The organism is Kitasatospora sp. NPDC053308 (genome assembly GCF_055585785.1).
Genome location: NZ_JBVJJY010000025.1, coordinates 15,640 through 41,859, shown reverse-complemented (window position 1 = coordinate 41,859; position 26,220 = coordinate 15,640). Strand labels below are relative to the sequence as shown.

Sequence of the window (26,220 nt, the reverse complement as noted above, 5' to 3'; positions counted from 1 at the left end):
TGCGATCCGACGATCGGAACGCATGCCGAGGGGTCGCCGCCCGGGCGGTGGGCCATCGCCCGAGGGGGCCTCGACGCGACGCCCGGCCGGCGCTCGGCCGGCGCTCGTCCGGCCGGTGTCGAGCCGGTGCCCTCCGTACCGGGTCAGGAGGTCGTCGGCGGGTGCAGGGCGAGGAGGGAGGGGACGCGGTCGGGGGCGGCGAGGCGGAGGAGACCGTGGCCGATGCCGGCCAGCCCGACCATCAGGGACGGGCTGTGGACCCCGTGGGGCAGTCCGCAGACCCAGCCGCGGCGGTCGAGGGCGTCCAGGGTGGCGCGGGCCTGTGCCCGCCAGGGGGCTCCGGCCAGGTGGAGGGCTTCGAGGTTGCCGAGGTCGCCGTGGCACAGGGAGAAATTGAGGCCGAAGCCCTCGCGGCGCACCGTGTCCAGCGCGGTGTCCCGTTCCTTGCCGAGCAACTCGGCACCTTCCGGGAGGAGTTCGGCGAGTTCGACCCGGGCGAGGGCGATCCCGGAGGCGCCGTGGCACCACAGGGTGGGGAAGGAGGGGCCGTCCGGGGCGCCGTCCTCCCGGACGTCGCGCCAGTTGGCGGCGGACGGGTCGAACAGGATGCGCTCGTAGTCGAGGGCGGCCAGGGCGAGTTCGGGAAGGTCGGGGCGGCCGAGGCGGTGGCCCGCACGGGCGAGGGCCCAGGCGATGCCGGAGCCGCCGTGGGCGAAGCCGGCCAGCGGACGCTTCGCCGCCTCGGCGAGGGAGGCGGGGAGCCAGCCGACACCGCCTTCCGGATGCGGAGCGGCGGACCGGGCGAGGCGCTCGGCGCACGCGGCCAGGGCCGCGGTGACGGCCCGGCCGGGTCGGACGGCTTCCCAGGCCAGCAGGCCGCCGATGGTGCCCGCGTTGCCGGAGAGGAGGTCGTGCAGGGTGTCCTCGGACGCGGTGGCCGCGATGCGGTCGAGCACCAGCCCGGCCAGGGCGTCGAGTTCGGGGTCCGGATGGTGGGCGGCCAGCTGGGCGAGCGCGTAGAGCACGCCGCCCGCTCCGGACAGCCCGCCGCCGAGCCGGTCGGCGCGTCGGCGGATCTGGCGACGGAGCGTCAGTTCAGCGGCTCGGGCGGCACTCCGGTACGAGCGGTCACCGGTGACCGCGCCGAGCTGGTGCAGGAAGAGGGTGATGCCGGCCGTGCCGCTGTACAGGTCCGGGCCGAGTTCGGCGGGCGCCCAGCGGCCGGGCGCGGTCCAGTTGGGGCCGGCCCAGGCGAGGTCGGCGCTGCCGCGGAAGGCCTCGCGGAGCAGCTGGTCCCCGGCCTCGACGGCCTTGGCGAGCGCGCGGTCGGCCAGACCGCGATCGGCCGGGGCGCGGTCGGCCGACGCGTGGTCGACCGGCACGCGTTCCGGCTCGGCCGCTGTACCGGGCACCGCCGTCCCGTCGGACACCGTCGTCCTGCCCGGCGCCGCCGCAGCCCCCGGTCGGCGGGGCTCCCGCGCTCCGTCGGCCGTGGTCACCGACAGTCGCAGGAGCTGGAGTTGGCGGGCGAGGTCGCCCTCGCCGAGGCCGTCCGCCTTGGCGAGCGCGAGGTCGAGCGCGGGCCGGTCGGTGACCCCGCGGATCACGGCGCCGGTGGCGGAGCGGGCGTCGACGCCGTCCGGGCGGATGGTGAAGACGGGCACGTCCCCGCGCCACAGGTCGGCGCGCTCGTGCTCGACGAAGGCGACTGCCCGCTCCTCCCAGGCGGCGAGCGCCCAGAGCCGGTCGAGGTGGCGGTCCTGGTCGAGCGCGTCACGGAGCAGGTCGGGGTGGCAGGCGGTGTTGAGCAGGCTGCGGTACTCGTAGGTGTCGCGGCGCAGCATCCGCGTCTCGTCGGCGGCGAACGCCCGCAGCGACGTGCGGAGTCGCTCCTTGTCGGCGGCGAGCAGCCGGTACGCCTCGGTGAAGCCGGCCTCCAACGCCCCGAGGTGGTCGGCCGGTCGCAGCGGCTGTCCGGCCGGCACCGGCCGGCTGCCGGGCGCCTCGACGGGCAACCGGCGGTACTCCAGGCGCAGTTCGTCCGTTCCCTGGCCCACCAGGACGGGCGCGGGCCGGGGTGGCAGGGAGGCCGGGTCCCAGCCGAGGGCGGAGAGGTCGGTGCCGCCGTTGCCCTCGTCCCACATCCGTTCGGGGAGCAGGCCGGAGCGCAGCACGGAGTGCCGGGCGTGCCGGCGGGCGAGGCGCTCGGATTCGGACAGGTCCTTGGCGGGCTCGTGCAGGTCGGGGTGGAGGAGCGCCTCCAGGTCGATGAGGACCGGCTGGTCGCGCACGGCGATCAGGTTCTGGGCGTGGCAGTCGACCGCGTCCAGGACGTACATCAGCGCGGCGAGGGTGCCGGCCCGGTGGTAGAAGGCGCCCAACTCGGTCTCGTCGCGGGCCGGTTCGGCGGTGATGTGGGCGACCCAGCCGTAACCCTGGCCGGCCAGGTGCACGAGTTCGTACAGCGGGAGGCTCAGCTGCGGATTGAGCCAGCGCAGGAGTTCCTGGAAGTGGGTCTCGGCACCGAGCGGGCGCGGCTTGTAGACGATCCGGACGCCGTGCTCGAAGCGGAGCGAGCTGACCGTCTGGCCGCCGCGGTGCGGATCGCCCAGGCCGGTGGCGAGCTCGGTGAGCCGGCCGAGCGGGCGGCCCTGCGCGAAGGCGGCGCGGAGGGCCGGCAGGTCGGCGGCGAGGCGGCGGAACAGGGTGAGGGTGGTGTCCGTCCACTGCTCGGCGGCGGTCGTGAGGCGGTAGGCCAGGACCGGGTACTCGGCGAGGAGTTCCAGCGCCCGTCCGGGGCGGGTGATCCGGTCGAGGAAGTCGCGGTAGCGCAGTTCGGGGGTTTCACCGGCCAACCCGCCGCTGAGGCGGGCGACGTGGAGTTCGGTGATGACGGTCCGGGTGGCCATCCCGTGGACGGCGGCGGTGAGCGCGGGCAGGGCGAGCGCGGTCAGCTCCTCGGGGGTGCCGAGGGCAGGGGTACCGAGTGCGGGCTCGCCGAGGGCGGCGATCCCGGCGCACAGCCGATCGCGGGCGTCGGCGAGCAGGGGGGCGACGAGCCGGGCGAACGCGTGCTCCTCGGGGACCTCCGGGGCCGCCGGGACGTCCCCGGCGGCCCCGCGACGGAACGCGGCGACGAGGCGCTCGGCCCACGGCTGCGCCCCGAGGCGGTCGGCGAGTGCCTCCGGCTGCTCGGCGAGGAGCGCGCGCAGGGCATCCGGGTCGAGTCCGTCGGCGGCGAGACGGCGCTCGAACCAGTCGTCCCGGTCGAACGGTGCCTGGGTGCGCCAGCGCTCCAGCTTCCGGGCGGCCCGCTCGGCACGCTCCGCCCGTTCGTTCCCCTCGTCCCGCTCGTCCCGCTCGTCCCGCTCGGCGGAGTCCGGGCCGGATCCGTCGTCGTCGGGCACCCGGCCGCGGGCGGGCAGCGGGACGGCTCGGGCGGAAGCCCGCAGGAGTTCGGACGCTTCGGCCACGGGGCGGTGCTGCCTCTCTCGTCTGTTCGGCACTGTTCCCTCGATGGGGGCGGGAGGCGCCCCGGCCGGGCCGGAGCGCCTCCCGCGGAGTCGGCTCACCTGCCGCGCGTGCGTCCGCGACTCGACGGACCGCGGCAGGCGGAGGAGCCGCTCTCCGGTCGCGCGGCGGCGGGCGTCAGAAGCTGCAGACGTGCCCGCAGCTCGACCAACCGGCGCAGGTGCTCGCCTGCACCGCGGCGGTCACGTAGAGCTCGTCGGACAGTTCGCCGGCCGGGTGGACCTGGTGGCCCTGGCCGAGGGTGAGCCGGAAGTCCTCGTCCTTGAGCGCGCGAACCTGGTCAGCCGTGGGCTGCATGGTGCCTCCTCCAAGCGTTCGAGTGCGGCACGGATGTGCCGAACCGGGATCCTGGCAGCGCACCACCCGTCACACCAGGGTTCGCGGACCGCCGATCCGAAATTCGGCCAGGATCGAAATAGCGCCCGCTCGGCCGCTTCGCGCCCCTTTCCCAGGCCACACTCCGTCCACTCCCGCCACGTCCCCCCGGAGGCCTCCGTACACCTGGCCGAATCCGCACGTCGACGGCCGGGTCGGCCCCGGCCGAGGTTTGAGCGCCGCCCTCCTGTGGCAGCGCGCCGCGCCGGAGGCCAGGATGAAAGCCCGGCCGAGGCCGGTCCCGGCCCGATCGGAGTGCGATGAGCGAGCAGCACAACGCCGTCCTGCTGACCTTCCCCGACGCCGCCGGCTGGCGTCCGGCCTTCGACGAGGCGGAGCACCTGCCGGGTCTGCGGATGGCGGCCGCGCTGGAGCGCGGCGCGGACGGCGTGCTGGAGGTCAAGGACACCTTCACCCGGGGCGCGGGCGTGGCCACCGTCGGTTCGGGGGTGCTCGGCGGGCTGGTCGGCCTGCTCGGCGGGCCGATCGGCGTGCTGCTGGGCTTCACCGCGGGGGCGGCCCTCGGCAACGCGGCGGAGGAGCGCCTCGCGAGCGGGGCCGGCGCCGCGCTGATCGTGCTCTCGGCCCGGGTGCCGGACGGCGGCGCGCTGATCGCCCTGGACGTCCGGGAGGCCTCCCCCGGCCCGGCCGACGACCTGGCCGCCCGGCACGGGGCGACGGTCGAGCGGATCGACGCGCCCACCTTCGCCGAGCAGGTCCGGGCGGCGGAGCGGAGGGCCGAGCAGCGGACGGCCGAGGAGTCGACGGCCGGGCAGCGAACGGCCGACGAACCGACGGCCGACGAACCGACAGCCGAGCAGCAAACCGCCGAAGCACCGGACGGCGGGCCGCGGTAGGCGTCGTCGGACACGCGCCGGGCGCCCGGCGGGCCGGTGACAACGGCGGGAGCCCGGGGGCCGTGGCCCCCGGGCTCCCGCCGTCCGTTGCGGCCCGTGGGGGCCGGTCGGATCAGGCCAGGTCGAAGCGGTCCGCGTTCATGACCTTGACCCAGGCCGCGACGAAGTCCGTCACGAACTTCTCCTTGGCGTCGTCACTCGCGTACACCTCGGCGATGGCCCGGAGTTCGGCGTTGGAGCCGAAGACCAGGTCGGCCCGGGTGCCGGTCCAGCGGACCTTGCCGGAGGAGTCCCGGCCCTCGAAGGTGTGCGAGTCCTCCGAGGTCGCGGACCACCGGGTGTCCAGGTCGAGCAGGTTGACGAAGAAGTCGTTCGTCAGCACGCCCGGGGTCCCGGTGAACACGCCGTGCGCGGACTGGCCGTGGTTGGCGCCCAGCACGCGCAGGCCGCCGACCAATACGGTCAGCTCGGGGGCGCTCAGGCCCAGCAGGTTGGCCTTGTCGAGCAGCAGGTACTCGGCCGGCAGCCGGTTGCCCTTGCCGACCCAGTTCCGGAACCCGTCGGCCTTGGGCTCCAGCGCGGCGAAGGACTCGGTGTCGGTCAGCTCCTGCGGCGCGTCGACCCGACCGGGCGCGAACGGCACCTCGACGGCGAGGCCGGCCGCCTTGGCCGCCTGCTCGACGCCGACGCCGCCGGCCAGCACCACCAGGTCGGCCAGCGAGACCTGCTTGTCGCCGGCCTGGGCGTTGAACTCCTGCTGCACGCCCTCCAGGGTGCGCAGCACCGAGGCCAGCTTGTCCGGCTCGTTGACCTCCCAGCCGATCTGCGGCTGCAGCCGGATCCGGCCGCCGTTGGCGCCGCCGCGCTTGTCGCTGGAGCGGAAGGAGGAGGCCGCCGCCCAGGCGGTGGAGACCAGCTCGGCCACCGAGAGGCCGGTGGCGCCGATCCGCCGCTTGAGGTCGGCCACGTCGGCCGGCTCGATCGTCCGGTAGGTGGCCTCCGGCAGCGGGTCCTGCCAGAGCAGCTTCTCGGACGGGACCTCGGGGCCGAGGTAGCGGACGACCGGGCCCATGTCGCGGTGGGTGAGCTTGTACCAGGCGCGGGCGAAGGCGTCGGCGAACTGCTCCGGGTGCTCGAGGAAGCGCCGGGAGATCGGCTCGTACACCGGGTCGAAGCGCAGCGACAGGTCGGTGGTGAGCATGATCGGCACGTGCCGCTTGCTCGGGTCGTGCGCGTCCGGGACGGTGCCCTCGCCGGCGCCGTCCTTGGGCTTCCACTGGTGGGCACCGGCCGGGCTCTTGGTGAGCTCCCACTCGTAGCCGAACAGCGTCTCGAAGAAGCTGTTGTCCCAGGTGGTCGGGGTGGGCGTCCATGCGCCCTCCAGGCCGCTGGTGATCGCGTCGCCGCCCACACCGGTGCCGAAGCCGCTCTTCCAGCCGAGGCCCTGCTGCTCGATCGGGGCGGCCTCCGGGTCCGGGCCGACGTGGTCGGCCGGGCCGGCGCCGTGGGTCTTGCCGAAGGTGTGGCCGCCGGCGATCAGCGCGACGGTCTCCTCGTCGTTCATCGCCATCCGGTAGAAGGTCTCGCGGATGTCGCGGGCGGCGGCGATCGGGTCCGGGTTGCCGTTGGGGCCCTCGGGGTTGACGTAGATCAGGCCCATCTGGACGGCGGCCAGCGGGTTCTCCAGCTCGCGGTCGCCGGTGTAGCGCTCGTCGCCCAGCCAGGTGGTCTCCGGGCCCCAGTAGACGTCCTCGTCCGGCTCCCACTCGTCCACCCGGCCGCCGCCGAAGCCGAAGGTCCGCAAGCCCATGGTCTCCAGGGCGACGTTGCCGGCCAGGATCATCAGGTCGGCCCAGGAGAGCGCGCGGCCGTACTTCTTCTTCACCGGCCAGAGCAGCCGGCGGGCCTTGTCCAGGCTGGCGTTGTCCGGCCAGCTGTTCAGCGGGGCGAAGCGCTGCTGGCCGCCGCCGGCGCCGCCGCGGCCGTCACTGATCCGGTAGGTGCCGGCGCTGTGCCAGGCCATCCGGATCATGAACGGGCCGTAGTTGCCGTAGTCGGCCGGCCACCAGTCCCGGGAGGTGGTGAGCACCTCCTGGATGTCCCGCTTGACGGCCGGGAGGTCGAGGGTGTTGAACGCCGCCGCGTAGTCGAAGTCCCCGCCGAGCGGGTTGGCCACCGCGGGGTTCTTGGCGAGGATCTTCAGGTTGAGCCGTTCCGGCCACCACTGGCGGTTGCCCCCGCCCTGGGTGGGGTGCGGCGCGCGCCCGTGGTTCACCGGGCAGCCCTCCGCATTCGCATCCGTGCCGGCTGCATCGTGGATGTCAGACATGGGAACCCTTCCCTCACAAGGCGGATCACGGTGTCTTCTGTGCTACCTACGGCATCTACTGCATCTCGTGCATCTGCTGCTGCTACCTAGGCTAGCGCCGGAGCCGATCCTACGATGGACGGAATCCAAGTCAAGAATGACACCAAACCCATATCCGATCGGGATCCGGATGACTCAGGATGTGTATTGGTAAACTCCGGTCTTCCCCTTGACCTGAATAGGTGAACCGATATGAGTGACCTGCTGGAGCGGCTGCGCGGGCGCGGCTGGCGTCTCACCTCCCAGCGGCGTGTCGTGGCCGAGGTCCTGGACGGCGAGCACGTGCACCTGACCGCGGACGAGGTGCACGCCCGCGCCGCGGAACGCCTCCCGGAGATCTCCCGGGCGACGGTCTACAACACCCTCGGCGAGCTGGTCACCCTCGGCGAGGTCATCGAGGTCTCCACCGACGGGCGCGCCAAGCGCTACGACCCCAACGCCCACCGCCCGCACCAGCACCTGATCTGCACCGGCTGCGGCACCATCCGCGACGTCCACCCGCTCGGCGACCCGCTGGCCGACCTGCCGGCCGAGCAGTGCTTCGGGTTCACCGTCGCGCAGGCCGAGGTCACCTACCGCGGCTTGTGCCCGAACTGCGCGGGCTGACCGCCCCGCCCGCGGGCCCCACGCGCACACGGCGGCGCCACCCGGGTTCGGGTGGCGCCGCCGCCGTGCCGGACGACTCCGCGGACCGGCGGCTCCGCCGCCCGCTCGCAGGCCCGCAGGCCCTCAGGCCGGCAGCAGCGCGCAAGGGGGCGGTGCGACGTCGGGGGCCGCGCATCACGGGAGTCGGAGTCTCCGGTCCCGTGGCTCCTCGGGCCCCCGCTCCGGGCCGCCCGGGGTGACCAGCCCGGTCTCGTAGGCGAGGACGACGGCCTGGGCCCGGTCCCGGAGGTTCAACTTGGCGAAGATCCGGGCCACATGGGTCTTCACCGTCGACTCGCTGAGCGTCAGCTCGTCCGCCAGCTCGGCGTTGGACAGCCCGCGCCCCAACAGGGTGAGCACCTCCGCCTCGCGCGGCGTCAGGGGTGCGAGGTCGCGGTGCGGCGCCGGGCCGTGGCCGGAGGAGGGCCGTGGGGCGCCGGCCGCGAAACGCTCGACCAGACGGCGGGTGATCGACGGCGCGAGCAGCGCGTCACCGGTGTCCACCAGCCGTACGGCTGCGGCGAGGTGGGCCGACGTGACGTCCTTGAGCAGGAAGCCGCTGGCGCCGGCGGCGAGGGCCGCGTACACGTAGTGGTCCAGGTCGAACGTGGTCAGCATGATCACCCGGCAGCGCGGGACCCGGGCGAGGATGCGGCGGGCGGCCTCCAGGCCGTCCATGGTGGGCATCCGGATGTCCAGCAGGGCGACGTCGGGGCGGTGCGCGACGGCCGCCGCGACCGCCTCGGCGCCGTCGGCGGCCTCGGCGACGACGTCGATTCCGCGTGCGGTGAGGATCATGCGGAAGCCGGTGCGCACCAGCTCCTGGTCGTCCGCGATCACCACCCTGGGGCGGCGCTGCGCATCGACCTCCGGGACCGCCCCCGTCACGGCCGGTCCAGAGGGATGCGCGCGCGGACCCGGAAGCCGCCGCCGAGCCGGCGCCGGGCGTCGAGGTCGCCGCCGTACACCGCGACCCGCTCGCGCAGGCCGACCAGCCCGCGCCCGGCACCGTCGGCCGGCTGCCGTCCGGCCGCCGCCTCGCCGGCGAGCACGCTCGGTCCGCTGTTCAGCACCTCCACCCGCAGGTAGTGGTCCGCGTACCGCACCGTCACCTCCGCCGTCACCCCGTCCCCGTGCTTGAGCGCGTTGGTCAGCGCCTCCTGGATGATCCGGTACGCCGTCACGTCGATGCCGGCGGGCAGCGGCTGGGGCTCCCCGGAGATCCGCACCTCCACCGGCAGGCCGGCGAAGGCGAACCGGTCGATCAGCGGGCTGAGCCGGCTCAGGCTCGGCTGCGGCGCGAAGTCGGCCTCCTCCGGCTCGTCACGGCCGTCCGCCGCCGGGGCCAGCAGGCCGAGCAGGTGCCGCAGTTCGGTCATCGCGTCCCGGCCCGCGGATTCGACGGCGGCCATCGCGACGGCCGCCTCCTCCGGCATGGTGGCGAGCACCTCGCGGGCGGCCCCGGCCTGCACCACCATCAGGCTCACGTTGTGGCTGACGATGTCGTGCAACTCGGCCGCGATCCTGGCCCGCTCGGCGTCGACCGCCGTGCGCGCCGCGCTCTCCCGCTCCCGCTCCAGCAGCCAGCCGCGCGCGCCGACGGCCGCCCGGTGGGCCCGCCGCGCCCTGCCGAGCGCGACCCCCGTCCAGCCGGCCGCCCCCGTCGCCACCAGGGCGGCGATCCACCCCGTCTCCGTTCCCCACACGCCGCCAGCCTCCCAGCTCACGCCATGATCCACATCATCCGGGAGTGCCACCCGGGTACATCCCCGGTACTACGCCCCGGACGGTTACACCCGGGGTGGGACGCCCGGGCGGGGGCGCTGCTCCTACGGTCGGGTGCCATGAGCAATGATCACGGTGGTAGCACCCGGCGGGACGGCGCGCAGATCGTCGTCGAGCTGTCCGGGGTCCACAAGGAATTCGGGGACACCAAGGCGCTGGACGGAGTCGACCTGCGGATCGGGGCCGGTGAGGCGGTCGCCGTGATGGGCCCGTCGGGCTGCGGCAAGTCCACCCTGCTGAACATGGTCGCCGGGCTGGACCGGCCCACCTCGGGCACGGTCCACGTGCGCGGCGAGGACCTCGGGAAGCTGAACGAGACCGGGCTGGCGCTGTTCCGCCGCCGCCACATCGGCATGATCTTCCAGTTCTTCAACCTCATCGACGACCTGCCGGCCCTGGACAACGTGGCGCTGGCCGCCCAGCTGACCGGCACCTCCGCCCGCCAGGCGCGCCGCCGGGCACTCGAACTGCTCGACGAACTCGGCGTCGCCCACCGCAGGAACACCTACCCGGCCGCGCTGAGCGGCGGCGAGCGCCAGCGCGTGGCCGTCGCCCGGGCGCTGATGAACCGCCCGGCGCTGCTGCTCGCGGACGAGCCCACCGGCGCCCTGGACAGCCGCTCCGGCGAGCAGGTGATGGATCTGCTGATCGACCTCAACCAGATCGGGCAGACGCTGCTGATCGTCACCCACGACCCGCACCTGGCCACCCGCTGCGCCAGCCGGCTGGTCGAGGTGGCGGACGGCCGGGTGGCCCGCGAGCGGTCCCTGGAGCACACGGCATGACCGGGGCGGTGTGGCGGGCCTCGCGCGCGGCCGTCCGACGGCGCAAGGTCCAGACGATCGTGATCGGACTGGTCGTCTTCTGCTCGACCACCACCATCCTGCTGGCGCTGGCCGTGATGAGCGCCGCCCGGGCGCCGTTCGACGCGGCCTTCGGCGCGCAGCGCGGCGCCCACGTGGTCGCGACCTTCGACGCCGCCCGGGCTCCGGCGGAGCAACTGGCCGCCGGCGCCCGCCGGCCGGGCGTCGAGGCGGCCGCGGGGCCGTTCGCCCAGGTCACCCTGGACATCCCGACCGACTGGTTGGGCCACCCGCCCGGGTCGATCACCCTGGTGGGCCGGGCCGGCCCGGCGGGCCCGGTGGACCGCGTGGAGCTGACGGCAGGCCACTGGGCCACCGGACCGGGCGAGGTCGTCGTCCAGATGGGCTTCCGAGGCACCTTCGACACCCTGCTGGGCCGGACCATCGCGCCCACCGGCGCCCCGCCGCTCACCGTGGTCGGCGTCGCCGACAGCATGAGCGGCTCGGCGGGCGGCTGGGTCACCCCCGAGCAGATGGCCGCCCTGCATCCCACCGCCGAGCAGATGCTCTACCGCTTCGCCGACGCCTCGACGGACGAGGCGCTGACGGCGGGCCTGGCGAAGGCCACCGAGGGCCTGCCCGGGAACGCGCTGACCAGTGCGCAGTCCTACCTCACCCTCAAGCGCGCGTTCTCCGCCTCGGCCGACGCCTACCTGCCGTTCATGTCGGTCTTCGGCGCGCTCGGTCTGGTGGTCGCGGTGTTGATCGTCGGAAACGTGGTCAGCGGTGCGGTGGTGTCCGGCTACCGCCACATCGGCGTGCTCAAGGCGCTCGGCTTCACCCCGCGCCAGGTGGTCGCGGTCTACCTCGCCATGGTCTCGGTACCCGCGATCGCCGGCGCCGTCCTCGGTACGGCCGTCGGCTGGGCGCTGGCCGGCCCGATCATCGACACGGCGTTCAACGGGATCGAGACCGGCACCGCCGCGCTCGCGCCCCCGGCCTGGCTGCCCGTCGCCTCCCTGGTCGCCGTGCCCCTGCTGGTCGCCCTCGCCGCGTTCCTGCCGGCCTCGCGCGCCCACCGGATCTCCGCGGCCGAGGCGATCACCGCCGGCAGCGCGCCGCGCACCGGGCGCGGCCTGCGGGTCCAGCGCCGGCTCAGCGGCACGCGGCTGCCGCGCTCGGTCAGCCTCGGCCTCGGCCAGCCCTTCGCCCGTCCGGCCCGCACGGCGCTCACCATGGCCTCCATCGTGCTGGGCGTGGTCACGGTGACCTTCGCCACCGGCCTGACCGGCACGCTGCTCGCCTCCATGCAGCCGCCGGACGGGGACGACGGCCGCACCTTCGTCCACGTGCAGGTCGGCGCCGCCGACGCCCACCAGACCGTGCCGACGCTGACGGACGCCCAGATCGAGGCCGTGCTGCGCGCCGCGCCCGGATCCGAGCAGGTGACCTCGCGCGCGTTCGAGCGGGTCGGCCTGGTCGGCTACGCCCAGCCGGTGTTCGCCGACTTCTACGGCGGAGACGCCCCCGAGCGGCCGCTGCGCGTGGTCAAGGGGCGCCCGGCGACCGGGCTGGGCGAGGTGATCGCCGGACCGGCGTTCCTGGACCAGCACGGACTCGCGCTCGGCGACCGGATCACCCTGGACGTCAGCGGCCGGCTCCTGCCCGTGACCATCGTCGGCGAGCCCCTTGAGGGCAACGCCCGGGCGGTGGCGTCCAACGCGGCGACGCTGGCCGCCACCGGAGTGCGACTGCACGTGGTCGAGTACGTCGTGCGGCTCGCCCCCGGCGCGGACGCCGACGCCTACGTCAAGGCGGTCAAGGACGCCGACCCCGGCCTCTACCCGAACGCGGTGACGCCCGACGTGAGCGGCCCGATCGCCTCGGTGATCAGCTTCTCGACGATCTTCACCACGCTGCTGTGCACGGTCGCCGCCCTCGGCGTCTTCAACACCGTGCTGCTGAACATCCGGGAGCGCCGCCGGGACCTCGGCATGCTCAAATCGATCGGCATGACGCCGCGCCAGGTGGTCGCGATGACGATGACCTCGGTCGCCGGGCCGGGTCTGGTCAGCGGGATCATCGGCGTCCCGCTCGGGATGGCCGCGCACCGGCTGATCGTCGAGAACATCACCATCCTGGCGTTCACGGACTCGATGATCGACGTGTGGCATGCCCCGCTCCTGACCGCCGTCGCGCTGGCGGGCGTCCTCATCGCCGTCCTGGGCGCCCTGGTCCCCTCCCGCACGGCGGCCCGGCTGCCGATCGCCGAGGTCCTCCACAACGAGTGACACCGCGGGCCGGGCGTTCGGCGGGGGCGGGTGGCGGACGGGGGTCGCCACCCGCCCCCGCCGGCTGGTGGAACCGCTGCGCGGCCGGCCGCCCCGCGCGGAACGGTCGGGGTCCACCGCCCGCGATCGGGGCGCCGCCCGGTCCGTTGCCCCCGCCCGCCCGGCAACCTCACCGGCCGGTTGCGCCGATCGGGCGCCGGGATCCCGTAGGGTCGGCCAATGGCGAAGTACTTCGACGTGCACCCAGAGTCCCCGCAGCCGCGCACCATCGGAACCGTGGCCGACAGCCTCCGGTCCGGGGCCCTCATCGCGTACCCGACCGACTCCTGCTTCGCGCTGGGCTGTCGGCTCGACAACCGGGAGGGCCTCGACCGCATCCGGGCGATCCGGCGCCTCGACGAGCGCCACCACTTCACCCTGATGTGCGAGGACTTCGCGCAGCTGGGGCAGTTCGTGCAACTCGACAACACCGTGTTCCGCGCGGTCAAGGCCGCGACGCCGGGCAGCTACACCTTCATCCTCCCGGCGACCAAGGAGGTGCCCCGCCGCCTGCTGCACCCGAAGAAGAAGACGGTGGGAGTGCGGATCCCCGACCACGCCGTCACCCGGGCCCTGCTCGCCGAGCTCGGTGAGCCGCTGGTCTCCAGCACCCTGGTCCTGCCCGGCGAGGACGAGCCGATGACCCAGGGGTGGGAGATCAAGGAGCGCCTCGACCACGTGCTGGACGCGGTGCTGGACTCGGGTGACTGCGGCACCGAGCCGACCACGGTCGTCGACTTCTCGGGCGGCGGGCCGGAGATCGTCCGCCGGGGCGCCGGGGACCCGAGCCGCTTCGAGTGACCGGCCCGGCACTCCCGCCGTCGCCTCGGCCCCCCGCTCGCCGGGGGACGGTTTCGGCCCGGGAAAGCGCGCGCAGGGGACTCGCCCGCCGAGGGTCGTCGGGAGGAGGATCGGACGGGCACGCACGCCCGGTCGGGGTCACCTCGCCAGGCGGTGCCGCTGAGTCTCCAAGACGGCATGGACGGTGAAGAGTTGTTCGAGATGAGCGGGGTTTTCGGGGCGGTGGACGGCCTCCTCGACGGCGGCCGGGAGGACGGGGCCGCGCAGCCGGTCGGCGAAGGCGCGCTAGCCCGGCGCGCGGCGGTCCCGGAACGCGTTCCGGGGCTCGGTGCCGTTGTGGAGGAGGAACTCGTGCAGGCGCTCGACGGCGGTCGGCGTCGCAAGGGGAGCCCATTCTGCTAGGGCCCGTCGTCAAACCCCCGCCTGCGGGCCGACGCCGGGGCACGCGCGTCGCCGAGGACGTCCTGCCGGAGCGCGTCGAGCAGCCGGCGGAGGTACGGGGCCTCGGGCCGGTCCTGCCACGCCGCCCGGGCGAGCGTGAGGCAGAACGATTCCAGGTCGGGGAAGGCGAGTTCGCCGGTGAGCAGGAGCTGCGGGATGCGGGGCGCGAAGGAGCGCAGGTCCGCCGGGGAGCCGACGGTGGTCAGCGCCGCGGCGGCGTCGTGCGTCCGCGCCGTCGACCGCGAGGTCCGGGAATCGCGGCGGGCACCGCGTGGTTGACCCGGGGCGACGGGCCCGACGACCCGGGACGGACCCCGCGGAGTTCGCAGTCTCCGCGGATCCCACCGGACTCGCAGCATCCGCAGGACTCGCAGCACTCGCAGACGAGGGGCTTTCCATGAAGATCGGCATCATCGGCGCGGGCAACATCGGCGGCAACCTGACCCGGCGGCTGACCGCGCTCGGGCACGACGTCTCGGTCGCCAACTCGCGCGGCCCGGAGACGCTGAAGGAGCTGGTCGAGGAGACCGGCGCCACGGCGGTTCCGGTCACCGAGGCGGCGCGGGACGCGCAGGTCGTGGTGGTGACCGTCCCGCTGAAGAACGTGCCGGACCTGCCCGCCGGGCTGTTCGACGAGGCCGCCGAGGGAGTGGCCGTGATCGACACCGGCAACTACTACCCGAAGGAGCGTGACGGCCGGATCGACGCGATCGAGGACGGCGGGCTCACCGAGAGCCGGTGGACGGAGCAGCACCTGAAGCACCCGGTGGTGAAGGTGTTCAACGGCACCTACGCGCAGGACCTGCTGGACCGCCCGCGCCCGGCGGGCGACCCGGAGCGGCTCGCCGTGCCGGTCGCGGGGGACGACGAGGCGGCCAAGCGGGTCGTCCGGGCCCTGGTCGACGAGCTGGGCTTCGACACGGTGGACGCGGGCGGCCTCGACGAGTCCTGGCGCCAGCAGCCGGGCACCCCGGTGTACGGGCTGCGCGCCGGGGTGGAGGCGGTGACCCGGGCACTCGCGGAGGCGTCCCCCGAGCGGCCGGCGGCGCACCGGGCCTGAGCCCGCCCTGAGCGGGAGGGCCCACTCCTGACCGGACGGGCGACCGGGCGCGCCCGGTCGCCCGGCACCGCACACCGAGGCAACAGGCGCCCGGCGGCCCGGCCACAGGCACCGGCCGGCCCCCCGCACCGTTACCCGCTGCTCCCCCGCACCACCAGCTCGGTCGGCAGCTCCCGCCCCGTGTCCGGCGCCCCTTCCCCGCGCACCTGGCCCAGCAGCCGGCCGACCAGCGCGGCGGCGATCTCCCGCAGCGGGAGCCGGACGGAGGTCAGGGCCGGGTACAGGTGGCGGCAGAGCGGCGTGTCGTGGAAGCCGGTGACGGCCACGCCGCCCGGCCCGACCGCCAGCCCCTCCGCCCGCACCGCCTCGTACACGTCCAGCGCCAGCAGGTCGCTGCCCGCGGCGACGGCGGTCGGACGGTCGGGCCCGCGCAGCAGCGCCCGGACGGCGTCGACCGCCGACGGGGGCACGGGCACCTCGGGAGGGGTCGCGGCCGGCCCGGTGCCGCCGACCGAGGCCGGTCGCACCGTCCCCGCCGCCCCGACCGCGCGCGCCGCCCCGACCGTCCCCGCCGGTCGCCGCCGTCCCGCTGTCCCGGGCGCCGCCACCGCGGTCGCGGCGAGCCCCAGCCGGCCGGCCTCGGCGAGGAAGCCCGCCCGCCGCGCGGCCATCCAGGGCAGCTCCTCGGCCGCCCCGAGGTAGCCGATCCGCCGGTGGCCGAGCGCCGCGAGGTGCCGCACCACCTCGGCCATCGCCGCATCGTTGGCGATGTCCACCCAGTGCTGCGGCCCGCCCGGGCCGGTGCGGCCGAAGCTGACGAAGGGCACGCCGAGTCCGGCCACGTGGGCGATCCGGGCGTCCTCGCGCAGCACGTCCGCCAGCACCAGCCCGTCCACCTGACGGGCCGCCACCAGTTCGTCGATCGCGGCCACCGGATCGGTGCTGCCCTGCCCGGGTCGGAACAGCAGCACCCGCTGCCCCTCGGCCCCGGCCGCGTCGACCAGGGCTTCCAGGAAGCCGGCCATCAGCGGGTTGGGGTCGAGCGGGTCGTCCACCGGGACGAGGTAGCCGAGGGTGCGCCGGGCGCCGCTGCGCAGCGAGCGGGCCGACTGGTCGGGCTGGTAGCCGAGTTCGCGGATCGCCGCGCGCACCCGCTCCAGCGTCTCCGGGCGGACCCGGTGCGCGGCGTTGAGCGCGTTGGAGACGGTCTGCCGGGAGACGCCGGCCGCGCGGGCGACCTCCTCGATCGTGGTGGCGCCGCGGCGGGCTCGCTGCGGTCCCTCGGTCATCCGGTCCTCCAAGCGTGCTCGGTCCCCGACGGCCCTCGGCGGTCGGGCCTTCGGCGGTCGGGCCCTTTCGGCGCGGCCGCCGGCGGTCGGGCCCCGGGGCGCGGTCAGCGGCGCAGGGTCAGCAGCCCGCCGCGCGGCACGGGGATCGCGTCCGCCCGGTCCAGCTCGACCTCGCCCTGCCGGACGATACGCCCTCGGGCGTCCTGCACGGTCATCGCGGCCGTCCCGCTGCCGCCGGTGAGGCGGACGTCGGGATCGGCGTCGGCGTTGGCGACCAGCAGGGTGCGCCAGCCCGCGCCGGAGGCGTCCACGGGCAGGGCCGCGTAGCGGGCGACGGCGACGGTGTCGGCGCCGCGCGCGGTGACCAGCGGGTAGCCGAGGTCGGGGCGGGCCGGCAGCAGTTCGCCGAGCTGCAGGGTCGCGGTGTGCTCGCGGACGACGCCGAGCCAGAAGGCGAGCGCCTCGCGCTGCCCGTCGCTCAGCGCGGTGAGGTCGACGGAGACCTGCGGGACGGAGAACAGCACGTTGATCAGGTGGCAGGCGACCTGCTCGGGCGGCTCGGCCGGGTGCCACATCAGCATGTCGGCGTGCACCGGGACGGGCCCGGCGGCGAGCCGCACGTCGATGGTCCGTTGCCGGTTCTCCTGCGGGCTGAGCGGGCAGTCGGTGGCGCGGACCATGGTGACGTACGGCCACAGCCCCGGGCTCACGTACGGCTGGCGGTGCTCGACCATCGCCTCCGGGTTCGCGGCGGTGATCCGCGCGCGGATCGCGGCGAGCAGCCGCTCCACGCCCTCGTCCACGCTCGCGCAGTCCGCCTCGGGCGAGGGGTGCGGCGCGTCGGCCCGGGCGAACCGGTCGACGAAGTCGATCTTGAGGCCGTCCATGCCCCACTCCTCGACGGCGCGGGCCAGCCGGTCGGTGAGGAACTCCCGGACGGCGGGGTAGCGGGGGTCGGCGACGACCGCCCCGAGGTGGGCCGCGTCGGCGAGCACGTAGCGGCCGATCCGCTCGTGGGCGGCGCTGTCCTTGCCGATGAACGGCAGCGCGTACCAGAGCAGGTAGCGCACCCCGAGGTCGTGGACGCGCCGCACGTGGGCGGCGGTGTCGGGCAGCGAGACCGGCTCCCAGTCGCCGCAGTGGGCGTAGCCGCGGGTGCGGTCGGCGGTCATCCAGCCGTCGTCCACGATGATCACGTCCAGGCCGAGCTCCTTGCCGAGGGCGGCCTGGGCCTCGACGCCCTCGGGCGAGACGTCCTGGTGCATCGCGTACCAGGTGGAGTAGGCGGGGCGGCGGGCCGCGTCGGGGATGCGCACGGCGCGGCCCTCGCCCCACCAGGCGGCCAGGTCGGCCAGGCTGCGGGCGTAGTGCCGGCGCGAGGTGTCGATCCGTACCGTGAGCCGGTCGGCGGCCTGGGCCCAGAACCGGAACTCCCCGCTCTCCTCCACCACGCCGGCGCCGGCCCACACGTCCGGACGCCCGGCGGCGAAGGCGCAGAGCGTGACGTCCCCGGTGCCGACCAGGGCGGCGATCGGCGCGCCCTCGGCCAGGCCGGTACGGCGCGGGGCGCTCCAGGCGGCCGGCAGCCGGGCGGTGCCGCGCGGTTCGGGCGTCCAGAAGGCGGTGGCTTCGACGCAGGGCACCCGCCACTCGATCCGGACCGGGCCGGCGCCCTCGGCGCTCACCTCGACCACGCCGTCGGCGAGTTCCCGGGCGGTGGCGGCGCCGCTCACCCGCAGGTCCAGCCCCTGGGCGTGCAGCGCACGCAGGCCACCGGCGGGGGTGGGGGCGTGCGGCTCCCAGATGTCGGGCGTGCTCTCCGTCATGTCTAGCCCTTCGTCGCGCCGGCCAGCAGGCCGGAGATGAACTGCCGCTGCAGGACCAGGAAGAGGACCATCATCGGCAGGGTGGACAGCGCGGTGCCCGAGAGGATCGCGCCGTAGTCGGTGTTGGACTTGTTGCCCTGCAGGGTGGCCAGGGCGACCGGCAGGGTGTGCATCTCGGGGCTGCGCAGGGCGATCAGCGGCCAGACGAACTGGTTCCAGGAGCCCAGGAAGAGGAAGATCGCCAGGGCCGCCAGCACCGGGCGCATGACCGGCACCACCACGCTGAACAGCACCCGGAGTTCGCCCGCGCCGTCGACCCGGGCGGCGTCCAGGAGCTCGTCCGGCAGGCTGCTCAGCGACTGCCGCATCAGGAAGACGGCGAAGGGCACGCACAGCCCCGGCAGGATCAGCGCCTGGTAGGTGTCGAGCAGGCCGAAGTCCGTCATCATCGTGAACAGCGGCACCAGCATGACCTGTTCGGGCACCACCAGGGTGGACAGCAGCAGCGCGAACAGCAGGGTGCGGCCGCGGAAGCGGAACTTGGCGTAGGCGTAGCCCGCCAGCAGCGCCACGACCAGGGCGCCGAGGGTCTGGGCCCCGGCCACCAGCAGGGAGTTGCCGACCACCCGCAGCAGGCCGATCTTGTGCTGGAGGTGGCTGAGGTTCTCGCCGAGGCTCCCGCCGGGCAGCAGCGCGGGCGGCCAGTCGAAGATCTCGGTGTCCTTGCGGGTGGCGGCGGTCACCAGCCAGGAGAAGGGGCCGACGGACAGTCCGGTGACGCCGGCCAGCAGGAGGGTCAGCGGCCAGCCGCGCAGCTTCCGCAGGGCCGGGTGCCCGGTCCTCGCGCGCCCGGGATCGGCGTGCCCGGGGTCCGCGCGCCCCGGATCGGCGTGCCCGGGGTCCGCATGTCCGGGGTTCACACGCGTGGGGGTCATGTCTCACGCTCTCCCATCAGGCGCATCTGGACCGCGCCGAGCACCGACACCAGCAGGGTGAGCGCGTAGGCGATGGCCGAGGCGTAGCCGAAGTCGAAGTACCGGAAGCCGTTCTGGTACAGGTACATGGACACGGTGAGGGTGGCGTTGTCCGGGCCGCCTCCGGTCAACACGTACGGCTCGTCGAAGAGTTGGAGCGTGCCGATGGTGGACAGGACGAGCGTGAAGAGCAGCACCGGGCGCAGGCCGGGCAGCGTGATCGCGGTGAAGCGGCGCAGCGGGCCGGCCCCGTCGACCATCGCCGCCTCGTACAACTCCCGTGGGATGGACTGCAGTCCGGCGAGGTAGATGACGGCGTTGTAGCCGGTGTAGTGCCAGGTGAGCACCAGGACGACGGCCATCCGGGCCCAGAACGGCTGGCCCAGCCAGTCGACGGCGGGCAGGCCGACGGCGCCCAGCAGCCGGTTGACCGCGCCGTCGTCGGCCCTGAGCAGGAAGGCGAAGATCACGCCGGTGGCGACCAGTCCGGTGACGGAGGGCATGAAGACGCCGAGCCGCCACACCGCGCGCCACCGCACCAGCGCGGAGTTGATCCCGACGGCCATCAGCACGGCCAGCGTGAGCATCAGCGGGACTTGGACGACCAGGATCTCGGCGGTGTTGCGCAGCGCCGTCCAGAACAGTGGATCGTCCAGCAGGCGGCGGTAGTTGGCGAGTCCGGCGCCGTGGGTGGCCGCGCCGGAGCCGGTGGTGAAGGAGAGCAGCAGGGAGTCGACGACCGGGTAGGCCTTGAACACGCCGAAGGTGAGCAGGGCCGGCGCGAGCAGCAGGTACGGCACGGCGGTGCGGCGCCACCCGGGGGCGCGGCGCGACCGCGCGGCCGCGGCGAGGGGGACGGACGGGGTGTCGGCGGTCATGCGAGGCCGCGCCCGGTCTGCTGGGCGAGCTGCTTGGCGGCGTCCTGGAGGACGGCGGCCGGGTCGGCGCCCTTGAGCAGGACCTTGGTCTGGGCGTCGCTGACGAGCTTGAGCGCGCGAGCGTAGTCGCCGGAGTAGTTGGTGGGGTCGCCGCCCTCGGTGGCGAGGTCCGCGAAGGTCCTGAGCACCGGCTGACCGCCGTAGAAGGCGCTCGGCGCCGAGTACAGCGGGTCGGTGTAGGCCGCGGTGAGGGCGGGGAAGACGCCGCCGGCGTTGAACATGGCGTTCACCGAGGCGGGGCGGGTGAGCGCGTACTCGACGAACCTCCACGCGGCGCGGCGGCGCGGACTGGAGGCGGACACGGCCAGGTGGGTCGAGTTGACCAGGGCGGTGCGCCTGCCGCCGGGGGTGACCGCCAGCGGCTTGGCGAGGCGCCAGTCGCCGCTCTGGTCGGGGAACTTCTTCTCCAGGTAGTGCGCGACCCAGACGGGCATCGCGGCCACCGCGAGCTTGCCGGCCTTCATCACGGGCGGCCAGCTCTGCACCCCGGGGGTGTCGCCGATCAGCCCGGCCTCCTCCAGCCGCTTGACGACGGTCAGGGCGCGGACGGCCGGCTCCGAGCCGACGGTGATCCTCCCCTGCAGGTCGAAGTAGAAGGCGCCCTGGAGCTGCATCAGGGACTGCGCGAAGTCCAGGTCGGGGGTGGGGTTGGCGGCCTTGTTGAGGCCGATCAGGGCGATGCCGGGGTTGGCGGCCTTGAAGCGGTCGGCGGTGGCGATCAGGTCGTCCCAGGTGGTGAGGGAGTCGACGTCGATGCCGGCCTTGTCGAAGTAGTCCTTGCGGTAGAAGAACCCGAGCGGGTTGACCTCCCAGGGCAGCGCGTAGGCGTGGCCGTCCTTGCCGGTGACGACCGGCCACAGGCCCTTGGCGAACGCGTCCTTGTGCGCGTCGGCGCCGAAGCCGGAGAGGTCGGCGAGGCCGCCGGGGAACTTCTCCAGGTACCCGGGCAGGTAGTCGCAGCCGATGTGCAGGACGTCGCCGAGGCCCTGCCCGCCGGCCGCCAGGCCGACGGTGATCTTGTCCCAGATGGCGGGTTCGCCGATGTCCTGGACGTCGACCTTGATGCCGGGGTTGTCCTTCTCGAAGGCCGGGACGACGCCGCGCAGGGCCTCGGCGGCGGTGGCCCAGGACCAGACGGTGACGGTGCCGCTGTCGGCGTCCCCGCCCGAGGAGCTCCCCGCGCCGGAACCCCCGCAGGCCGTGAGGGCGCCGCCGGCGGTGAGGGCCAGCAGGCCGGCTCCGGAGGCGCGGAACAGGTCGCGACGGGAAAGGTGTGACATTGCATTCCTCTCGATGGAGCGGCGAGGGGTGGGAGAAGGGGGCGGGTTCCACGCTCGAGGCGGCGGTTGAGCAATGCTTTGAACGTTCAAACACACACAACAAACCAGAACCGAACAGGTTCCAACGAGCGGGACACAGCAAACGCCCGCCCTCCCCGCGCCGTCAAGACCTGCGCACGGGAAGGACGGGCTCCGCAACCGTTCCGTTATCCGCTCGTTCCGTTATCCGCTCGTACCGTCATCCGCTCGTCAGCGCCCGACCTCGCGCGACCGGAAGTCCTCGACCGTCTCCCGCCGGATCAGCAGCCGCGCCCGGCCGTCCCGCACCGCGGCCACCGCCGGACGGCCGACCAGGTTGTAGCCGGAGGCCATCGACAGCTGGTAGGCGCCGGCCGCGGGCATCGCCAGCAGGTCACCCGGGCGCAGGTCGGCGGGCAGGGCGGCGTCGCGCACCAGCACGTCGCCCGCCTCGCAGTGGCGCCCGACCACGTCCGTCCGCGCCTCGCCCGCCTCCGAGCGACGGCCCACCAGCCGCACGCCGTACGGCGACCCGTACAGCGCCGGGCGCGGGTTGTCGCTCATGCCGCCGTCCACCGCGGCGAAGCAGCGGCCGTCCGCGGCGTGCTTCACCGACAGCACCCGGTACACCGCCACCGCCGCCGGCCCGGCGATCGCCCGGCCGGGCTCGACCAGCAGCCGCGGCACCTCCAGGCCCGCCTCGGCGCAGCGCACCGCCAACCGGTCGGTCACCCGGACGGCGAAGTCGGCGAGGTCCAGCTCGGCGTCCCCGGGCAGGTAGCGGATGCCGTGGCCGCCGCCGAGGTCCAGTTCGGGCAGCTCGACGCCGTGCCGCTCCCGCACCTCCGCGAGCAGCCGCACCAGCGCGTCCACCTCCCGCAGGAACGGCTCGACCTCGGTGATCTGCGAGCCCAGGTGGCAGTGCAGACCGGCGAGTTCCAACCCCGGCTGGTCGAGCACCCGGGCGATCGCGTCGGCCGCCTCGCCGCCCTCGGTCGGGAAGCCGAACTTCTGCCCGCCGACCCCGGTCCGGACCGCCGCGTGGTGCCCGGCCGCGATCCCCGGGACGACCCGCACCAGCACCCTCTGCGGCGCGTCGGCCGCCACCAGCGCGGCCAGCCGGGCGATCTCCGCCGGACCGTCGATCACGATCCGCCCGACCCGCAGCCGGCGGGCCAGCCGCAGCTCCTCCGGGGACTTCGCGTTGCCGTGCAGCAGGATCCGCTGCGCCGGGAAGCCGGCCGCCACCGCCAGCCACAACTCCCCGGCCGAGCAGACGTCCAGGCCCAGGCCCTCGTCGGCCACCCAGTCGGCCATCGCGCTGCACAGGAAGGCCTTGGCCGCGTACAGCACCTCGGCGTGCGGCAGCGCCCGCCGGTACGCCCGCGCCCTCGCCCGCACCTCGCCCTCGTCCAGCACGTAGAGCGGCGTGCCGAACCGTTCGGCGGCCTCGGCCAGCCCGACGCCGCCGACCAGCACCTCGGCCCCCCGGCCGGGCCGCGCCGAGGCGGGCCAGGGGGCGCCGAGCGCGTCGGCGGGGGCGGTGCCGACGCGCCCGGCGGGGGCGGTCACCGAGGAGGGGGCGACCGCCGGAGAGGGGACGGACGGGGCGGTGAGCTGGGTCATGGCTGCTGCTCCTACGGACGGGTCGTGCGGGGTGGGTCGTCGCCTCGGGTCGTCGGCTCGGGGCCGTCGGCCCGGGGCGGTGCCTCGGGCGGTGCCTCGGGCGGTGCCTCCGGCCGTCGCCTCGGGGCGGTGCGTCGGGGTGCGCGGGACGGGGCGACGGGGCGCCAGGGCGTCGGGGCCTGTCCTGGGCGTCGGGGCCGGTCCTGGGGGTCAGTCCTCGTAGTGCATCGCGAAGCGGCAGTGCGCGGGCCGGGCGCGGAGGCGGTCGCGGTCGTCCCCGGCCGCCGAGCCGGCCGGCCCGACCGGTTCCGGCGGCTCGGGGCGGTCCCGGCGTCCGGCGGCGGACACCAGGCGGACGGTGCGCTCCAGCGGCTGGTCGACGGCGATGACGGCGGTGGCGGTGGTCACGGCGGGCTCCTCGGGTCCTTCGGCGGGCCGCCGGGCGCGGCCCCGCATCCAGTGGAGACCCTCCGCGGGCCGTCGGCACCCGGCCTTGACGCCCGGCCTACGCGTCGGGGGCGCACCTTGACGGTTTCCTGACATCCACGGGGCCGTTCCGCCGGCCTCCGCCCCACGAACGCCCGTGCGTGCCGGCAGCAAACCTGGATCGGCCGGGGAAGGGGCCCGGGACCGGCCTCGGGGGGAGGCCGGCGCGGCCCGGCCCGGCCGCCGTGTCAGGGAAACATCAAGGACCGTCGGCCCGGCGCCAATCCCGCGTCAAGACCGGCATGGCGGAGGGGAATCCGGTGGTGGGCTGTCCGCCGTCCCCCGCCGTTCCCGAACCGCCGCCCCACCCGACCGGGCGGCCCGGAAGGTCCCCCGAGACGATGCGCCGTTCGGCCCGCAGCACACCGGACTCCACCACCGCCCCCGCCACCCGAACCGACTGGTTCCGCCGCCCGGAGCGCGGTCCCGAGCACCCCGCCGGGCAGGCCCCGGGGCACCACCCGACCCACGACCCGTACCACAGGCACGGCTCCGGCTCCGGCTCCGGCACCGGCTCCGGCCACCGGCCGAGCCACCGCCCGTCCGGCCACGGCACCGGCCGCCGCCGGCTCATCACCCGCCGGCAGTTGGCCGAGGCCCTGCCCGCCGCCGTCCGCAAGCTCCACCCGCGGGTCATGCTGCGCAACCCGGTGATGCTGGTGGTCGAGACCGGATCGGCGCTCACCACCATCAGCGCCGTCGTCCACCCGAGCGTCTTCGCCTGGGTCATCTCCTTCTGGCTCTGGCTGACCGTGCTCTTCGCCAACCTCGCCGAGGCCGTCGCGGAGAGCCGCGGCAAGGCGCAGGCCGACTCCCTGCGCCGCGCCCAGGCGGGCACCACCGCGCGGCGGCTGCTGCACTGGCGGGTCGGCACCCGCGACCGGCGCCACGAGGTCATCCCCGCCGAGGAGTTGCTGCTGCACGACATCGTGCTGGTGTCGGCCGGCGAGGTGGTCCCGCAGGACGGCGAGGTCGTCGAGGGCGTCGCGTCGGTGGACGAGTCGGCGATCACCGGGGAGTCCGCGCCCGTCATCCGCGAGTCCGGCGGCGACCGCACCGGCGTCACCGGCGGCACCAAGGTGCTCTCCGACCACCTCGTCGTCCGCGTCACGTCCCGGCCCGGGCAGAGCTTCGTCGACCGGATGATCGCCCTGGTCGAGGGCGCGAACCGGCAGAAGACCCCGAACGAGATCGCGCTCAACATCCTGCTCGCCTCGCTCACCATCGTCTTCCTGCTGTCCGTGGTCTCGCTCCAGCCGATGGCCATCTACGCGAACGCGCCGCAAACCACCATCGTGCTGGTCGCGTTGATGGTCGCGCTCATCCCCACCACGATCGGCGCCCTGCTCTCGGCGATCGGCATCGCCGGCATGGACCGCCTGGTGCAGCGCAACGTGGTCGCCCTCTCCGGGCGCGCCGTGGAGGCCGCCGGGGACGTCGACGTCCTGCTGCTCGACAAGACCGGCACCATCACCCACGGCAACCGCCGGGCCGTCGCCCTGCACCCGCTGCCCGGCGCCACCACCGAACAGCTCGCCGAAGCCGCCCAGTTGGCCTCCACGGCGGACGAGACCCCGGAAGGGCGCTCGCTCGTCGAACTGACGAACCGTCAGTACTGGGTGCCACCCCGCTCCCCCGGTGAACTCGGCGAGCGGCAGCCCGTCCCCTTCACCGCCCACAGCCGGATGAGCGGCGTCGACCTGCGCTGGCCCGACGGCACCACCTGCCTGATCCGCAAGGGCGCGGCGAACGCCGTCGCCCGCTGGGTCGTCGACTCCGGCGGACGCCTCCCGATCGAGGCCAAGCCGCTGGTCGACCGCATCGCCGAAGCCGGCGGCACCCCGCTGCTGGTCGCCGTCCACGACCGGCACGGCGCCCGCGCGCTCGGCGTCGTCGAGCTCAAGGACGTGGTGAAGGAGGGCATCGCCGAACGCTTCGCCGAGCTGCGCCGCATGGGCATCCGCACCGTGATGGTGACCGGCGACAACCCGCTGACCGCCAAGGCGATCGCCGCGGAGGCGGGCGTCGACGGCTACCTCGCCGAAGCCACCCCCGAGGACAAGCTCGCCCACCTGCGGCGCGAGCAGGCCGCCGGGAACATGGTCGCGATGACCGGCGACGGCACCAACGACGCCCCCGCCCTCGCCCAGGCCGACGTCGGCGTCGCCATGAACTCCGGCACCCCAGCCGCCAAGGAGGCCGGCAACATGGTCGACCTCGACTCCAACCCGGCGAAGCTCATCGACATCATCCGGGTCGGCAAACAACTCCTCATCACCCGCGGAGCGTTGACCACCTTCTCGATCACCAACGACGTGGCCAAGTTCTTCGCGATCATCCCCGCGATGTTCGCCGACGCCTACCCCGGGCTGCACCACCTCAACATCATGGAACTGCACAGCCCCACCTCGGCCATCGCCTCCGCGATCATCTTCAACGCCCTGATCATCGTCGCCCTGATCCCCCTCGCGCTGCGCGGCGTCCGCTACCAACCCGCCTCCGCGACCGACCTGCTCCGCCGCAACCTGCGGGTCTACGGCCTCGGCGGGCTGATCCTGCCCTTCCTCGGCATCAAGGCCATCGACCTGCTGGTCCGGTTCGTCCCGGGGCTGGGCTGACCCCTTCGGGGCGGCGCCCGTCAGCGGACCGTCAAGATGGACGTGACCTGCGTCATGGTGGTGTCAGCGGCGGTACGGACGGGGTGGTTCCGGGGTTCACTGGAGTCATCCGAAGCACGGAGCACCGAACCGGAGGACCCCACCGAACCGGAGCACCCCGCCGGCACGA

Annotated in this window: 20 protein-coding genes; 8 read left to right on the top strand and 12 right to left on the bottom strand. The window is 74.6% G+C overall.

Annotated features, from left to right (window positions below):
• Positions 1-143 precede the first annotated feature (143 nt).
• Complete coding sequence (locus ACZ6Y7_RS34230; RefSeq protein WP_465761847.1) at positions 144-3,473, bottom strand: type 2 lanthipeptide synthetase LanM family protein; 3,330 nt, start codon at positions 3,471-3,473, stop codon at positions 144-146.
• Between the two features lie 175 nt (positions 3,474-3,648).
• Positions 3,649-3,828, bottom strand: a complete 180-nt coding sequence (locus ACZ6Y7_RS34225; RefSeq protein WP_465761846.1) for a hypothetical protein — start codon at positions 3,826-3,828, stop codon at positions 3,649-3,651.
• A 338-nt stretch (positions 3,829-4,166) separates the two neighbouring features.
• On the opposite strand from ACZ6Y7_RS34225, the gene ACZ6Y7_RS34220 reads away from it, so the two are divergent.
• Positions 4,167-4,763, top strand: a complete 597-nt coding sequence (locus ACZ6Y7_RS34220; protein WP_465761845.1) for a histidine kinase — start codon at positions 4,167-4,169, stop codon at positions 4,761-4,763.
• A gap of 112 nt (positions 4,764-4,875) precedes the next feature.
• Here the strand turns inward: ACZ6Y7_RS34220 and katG are convergent, their stop codons facing one another.
• Positions 4,876-7,092 carry a catalase/peroxidase HPI gene (gene katG / locus ACZ6Y7_RS34215; protein WP_465761844.1) on the bottom strand — a complete coding sequence of 739 codons (2,217 nt, stop codon included), beginning with the start codon at positions 7,090-7,092 and terminating at the stop codon, positions 4,876-4,878.
• A gap of 231 nt (positions 7,093-7,323) precedes the next feature.
• On the opposite strand from katG, the gene ACZ6Y7_RS34210 reads away from it, so the two are divergent.
• Positions 7,324-7,737 (top strand): Fur family transcriptional regulator, encoded by a 414-nt coding sequence (locus ACZ6Y7_RS34210; protein ID WP_402213325.1) that lies wholly within the window; start codon positions 7,324-7,326, stop codon positions 7,735-7,737.
• 174 nt (positions 7,738-7,911) lie between these two features.
• On the opposite strand, the gene ACZ6Y7_RS34205 is transcribed toward ACZ6Y7_RS34210, so the two are convergent.
• Entirely contained in the window at positions 7,912-8,664 is a 753-nt protein-coding gene (locus ACZ6Y7_RS34205; RefSeq protein ID WP_465761843.1) for a response regulator, read from the bottom strand.
• Complete coding sequence (locus ACZ6Y7_RS34200; RefSeq protein WP_465761842.1) at positions 8,661-9,503, bottom strand: sensor histidine kinase; 843 nt, start codon at positions 9,501-9,503, stop codon at positions 8,661-8,663. Before ACZ6Y7_RS34200 ends, ACZ6Y7_RS34205 begins: the two co-directional genes overlap by 4 nt.
• A gap of 117 nt (positions 9,504-9,620) precedes the next feature.
• Here ACZ6Y7_RS34200 and ACZ6Y7_RS34195 point away from each other — a divergent pair, with 117 nt between their 5' ends.
• The 5 genes from ACZ6Y7_RS34195 to ACZ6Y7_RS34175 all read left to right on the top strand — a co-directional run bounded on the left by ACZ6Y7_RS34195 (position 9,621) and on the right by ACZ6Y7_RS34175 (position 14,996).
• Positions 9,621-10,346, top strand: coding sequence for an ABC transporter ATP-binding protein (locus ACZ6Y7_RS34195; RefSeq protein WP_465761841.1), 726 nt, complete (start codon positions 9,621-9,623; stop codon positions 10,344-10,346).
• Positions 10,343-12,655 (top strand): FtsX-like permease family protein, encoded by a 2,313-nt coding sequence (locus ACZ6Y7_RS34190; RefSeq protein WP_465761840.1) that lies wholly within the window; start codon positions 10,343-10,345, stop codon positions 12,653-12,655. Before ACZ6Y7_RS34195 ends, ACZ6Y7_RS34190 begins: the two co-directional genes overlap by 4 nt.
• A 219-nt stretch (positions 12,656-12,874) precedes the next feature.
• The gene (locus ACZ6Y7_RS34185) at positions 12,875-13,495 is read left to right on the top strand and encodes an L-threonylcarbamoyladenylate synthase (RefSeq protein ID WP_465761839.1); all 621 of its coding nucleotides are present in this window, start codon (positions 12,875-12,877) and stop codon (positions 13,493-13,495) included.
• A gap of 177 nt (positions 13,496-13,672) precedes the next feature.
• A complete protein-coding gene (locus tag ACZ6Y7_RS34180) occupies positions 13,673-13,897 on the top strand; it encodes a hypothetical protein (protein ID WP_465761838.1) in 225 nt (74 codons plus the stop codon).
• A gap of 436 nt (positions 13,898-14,333) precedes the next feature.
• Positions 14,334-14,996 (top strand): NADPH-dependent F420 reductase, encoded by a 663-nt coding sequence (locus tag ACZ6Y7_RS34175; protein ID WP_465761837.1) that lies wholly within the window; start codon positions 14,334-14,336, stop codon positions 14,994-14,996.
• Between the two features lie 131 nt (positions 14,997-15,127).
• Here the strand turns inward: ACZ6Y7_RS34175 and ACZ6Y7_RS34170 are convergent, their stop codons facing one another.
• The 7 genes from ACZ6Y7_RS34170 to ACZ6Y7_RS34140 form a co-directional block, all read right to left on the bottom strand.
• A complete protein-coding gene (locus ACZ6Y7_RS34170; protein WP_465761836.1) occupies positions 15,128-16,285 on the bottom strand; it encodes a LacI family DNA-binding transcriptional regulator in 1,158 nt (385 codons plus the stop codon).
• A gap of 104 nt (positions 16,286-16,389) precedes the next feature.
• A complete protein-coding gene (locus ACZ6Y7_RS34165; protein ID WP_465761835.1) occupies positions 16,390-18,111 on the bottom strand; it encodes a glycoside hydrolase family 36 protein in 1,722 nt (573 codons plus the stop codon).
• 2 nt (positions 18,112-18,113) lie between these two features.
• Positions 18,114-19,046, bottom strand: a complete 933-nt coding sequence (locus ACZ6Y7_RS34160; protein WP_465761834.1) for a carbohydrate ABC transporter permease — start codon at positions 19,044-19,046, stop codon at positions 18,114-18,116.
• Positions 19,043-19,963, bottom strand: coding sequence for a carbohydrate ABC transporter permease (locus tag ACZ6Y7_RS34155; RefSeq protein ID WP_465761833.1), 921 nt, complete (start codon positions 19,961-19,963; stop codon positions 19,043-19,045). Before ACZ6Y7_RS34155 ends, ACZ6Y7_RS34160 begins: the two co-directional genes overlap by 4 nt.
• Positions 19,960-21,303, bottom strand: a complete 1,344-nt coding sequence (locus ACZ6Y7_RS34150; RefSeq protein WP_465761832.1) for an ABC transporter substrate-binding protein — start codon at positions 21,301-21,303, stop codon at positions 19,960-19,962. The genes ACZ6Y7_RS34155 and ACZ6Y7_RS34150 overlap by 4 nt, the downstream gene beginning before the upstream one ends.
• Positions 21,304-21,552: 249 nt before the next feature.
• A complete protein-coding gene (gene lysA, locus ACZ6Y7_RS34145) occupies positions 21,553-22,947 on the bottom strand; it encodes a diaminopimelate decarboxylase (RefSeq protein WP_465761831.1) in 1,395 nt (464 codons plus the stop codon).
• A 210-nt stretch (positions 22,948-23,157) separates the two neighbouring features.
• A complete protein-coding gene (locus tag ACZ6Y7_RS34140; protein WP_465761830.1) occupies positions 23,158-23,355 on the bottom strand; it encodes a hypothetical protein in 198 nt (65 codons plus the stop codon).
• Between the two features lie 419 nt (positions 23,356-23,774).
• Between ACZ6Y7_RS34140 and kdpB the strand changes: the two genes are divergently transcribed.
• The gene (gene kdpB / locus ACZ6Y7_RS34135; RefSeq protein WP_465761829.1) at positions 23,775-26,051 is read left to right on the top strand and encodes a potassium-transporting ATPase subunit KdpB; all 2,277 of its coding nucleotides are present in this window, start codon (positions 23,775-23,777) and stop codon (positions 26,049-26,051) included.
• Positions 26,052-26,220 lie beyond the last annotated feature (169 nt).

What these genes read in the sequence shown, in the direction of transcription:
- ACZ6Y7_RS34220 (WP_465761845.1), top strand. Translation starts at nt 4,167, where the DNA reads ATGAGCGAGCAGCACAACGCCGTCCTGCTGACCTTCCCCGACGCCGCC.
- ACZ6Y7_RS34210 (WP_402213325.1), top strand. Translation starts at nt 7,324, where the DNA reads ATGAGTGACCTGCTGGAGCGGCTGCGCGGGCGCGGCTGGCGTCTCACC.
- lysA (WP_465761831.1), bottom strand. Translation starts at nt 22,947, where the DNA reads ATGACCCAGCTCACCGCCCCGTCCGTCCCCTCTCCGGCGGTCGCCCCC.
- ACZ6Y7_RS34180 (WP_465761838.1), top strand. Translation starts at nt 13,673, where the DNA reads ATGGACGGTGAAGAGTTGTTCGAGATGAGCGGGGTTTTCGGGGCGGTG.
- katG (WP_465761844.1), bottom strand. Translation starts at nt 7,092, where the DNA reads ATGTCTGACATCCACGATGCAGCCGGCACGGATGCGAATGCGGAGGGC.
- ACZ6Y7_RS34175 (WP_465761837.1), top strand. Translation starts at nt 14,334, where the DNA reads ATGAAGATCGGCATCATCGGCGCGGGCAACATCGGCGGCAACCTGACC.
- ACZ6Y7_RS34160 (WP_465761834.1), bottom strand. Translation starts at nt 19,046, where the DNA reads ATGACCCCCACGCGTGTGAACCCCGGACATGCGGACCCCGGGCACGCC.
- ACZ6Y7_RS34155 (WP_465761833.1), bottom strand. Translation starts at nt 19,963, where the DNA reads ATGACCGCCGACACCCCGTCCGTCCCCCTCGCCGCGGCCGCGCGGTCG.
- ACZ6Y7_RS34185 (WP_465761839.1), top strand. Translation starts at nt 12,875, where the DNA reads ATGGCGAAGTACTTCGACGTGCACCCAGAGTCCCCGCAGCCGCGCACC.
- ACZ6Y7_RS34170 (WP_465761836.1), bottom strand. Translation starts at nt 16,285, where the DNA reads ATGACCGAGGGACCGCAGCGAGCCCGCCGCGGCGCCACCACGATCGAG.
- ACZ6Y7_RS34225 (WP_465761846.1), bottom strand. Translation starts at nt 3,828, where the DNA reads ATGCAGCCCACGGCTGACCAGGTTCGCGCGCTCAAGGACGAGGACTTC.
- kdpB (WP_465761829.1), top strand. Translation starts at nt 23,775, where the DNA reads ATGCGCCGTTCGGCCCGCAGCACACCGGACTCCACCACCGCCCCCGCC.
- ACZ6Y7_RS34165 (WP_465761835.1), bottom strand. Translation starts at nt 18,111, where the DNA reads ATGACGGAGAGCACGCCCGACATCTGGGAGCCGCACGCCCCCACCCCC.
- ACZ6Y7_RS34195 (WP_465761841.1), top strand. Translation starts at nt 9,621, where the DNA reads ATGAGCAATGATCACGGTGGTAGCACCCGGCGGGACGGCGCGCAGATC.
- ACZ6Y7_RS34190 (WP_465761840.1), top strand. Translation starts at nt 10,343, where the DNA reads ATGACCGGGGCGGTGTGGCGGGCCTCGCGCGCGGCCGTCCGACGGCGC.
- ACZ6Y7_RS34150 (WP_465761832.1), bottom strand. Translation starts at nt 21,303, where the DNA reads ATGTCACACCTTTCCCGTCGCGACCTGTTCCGCGCCTCCGGAGCCGGC.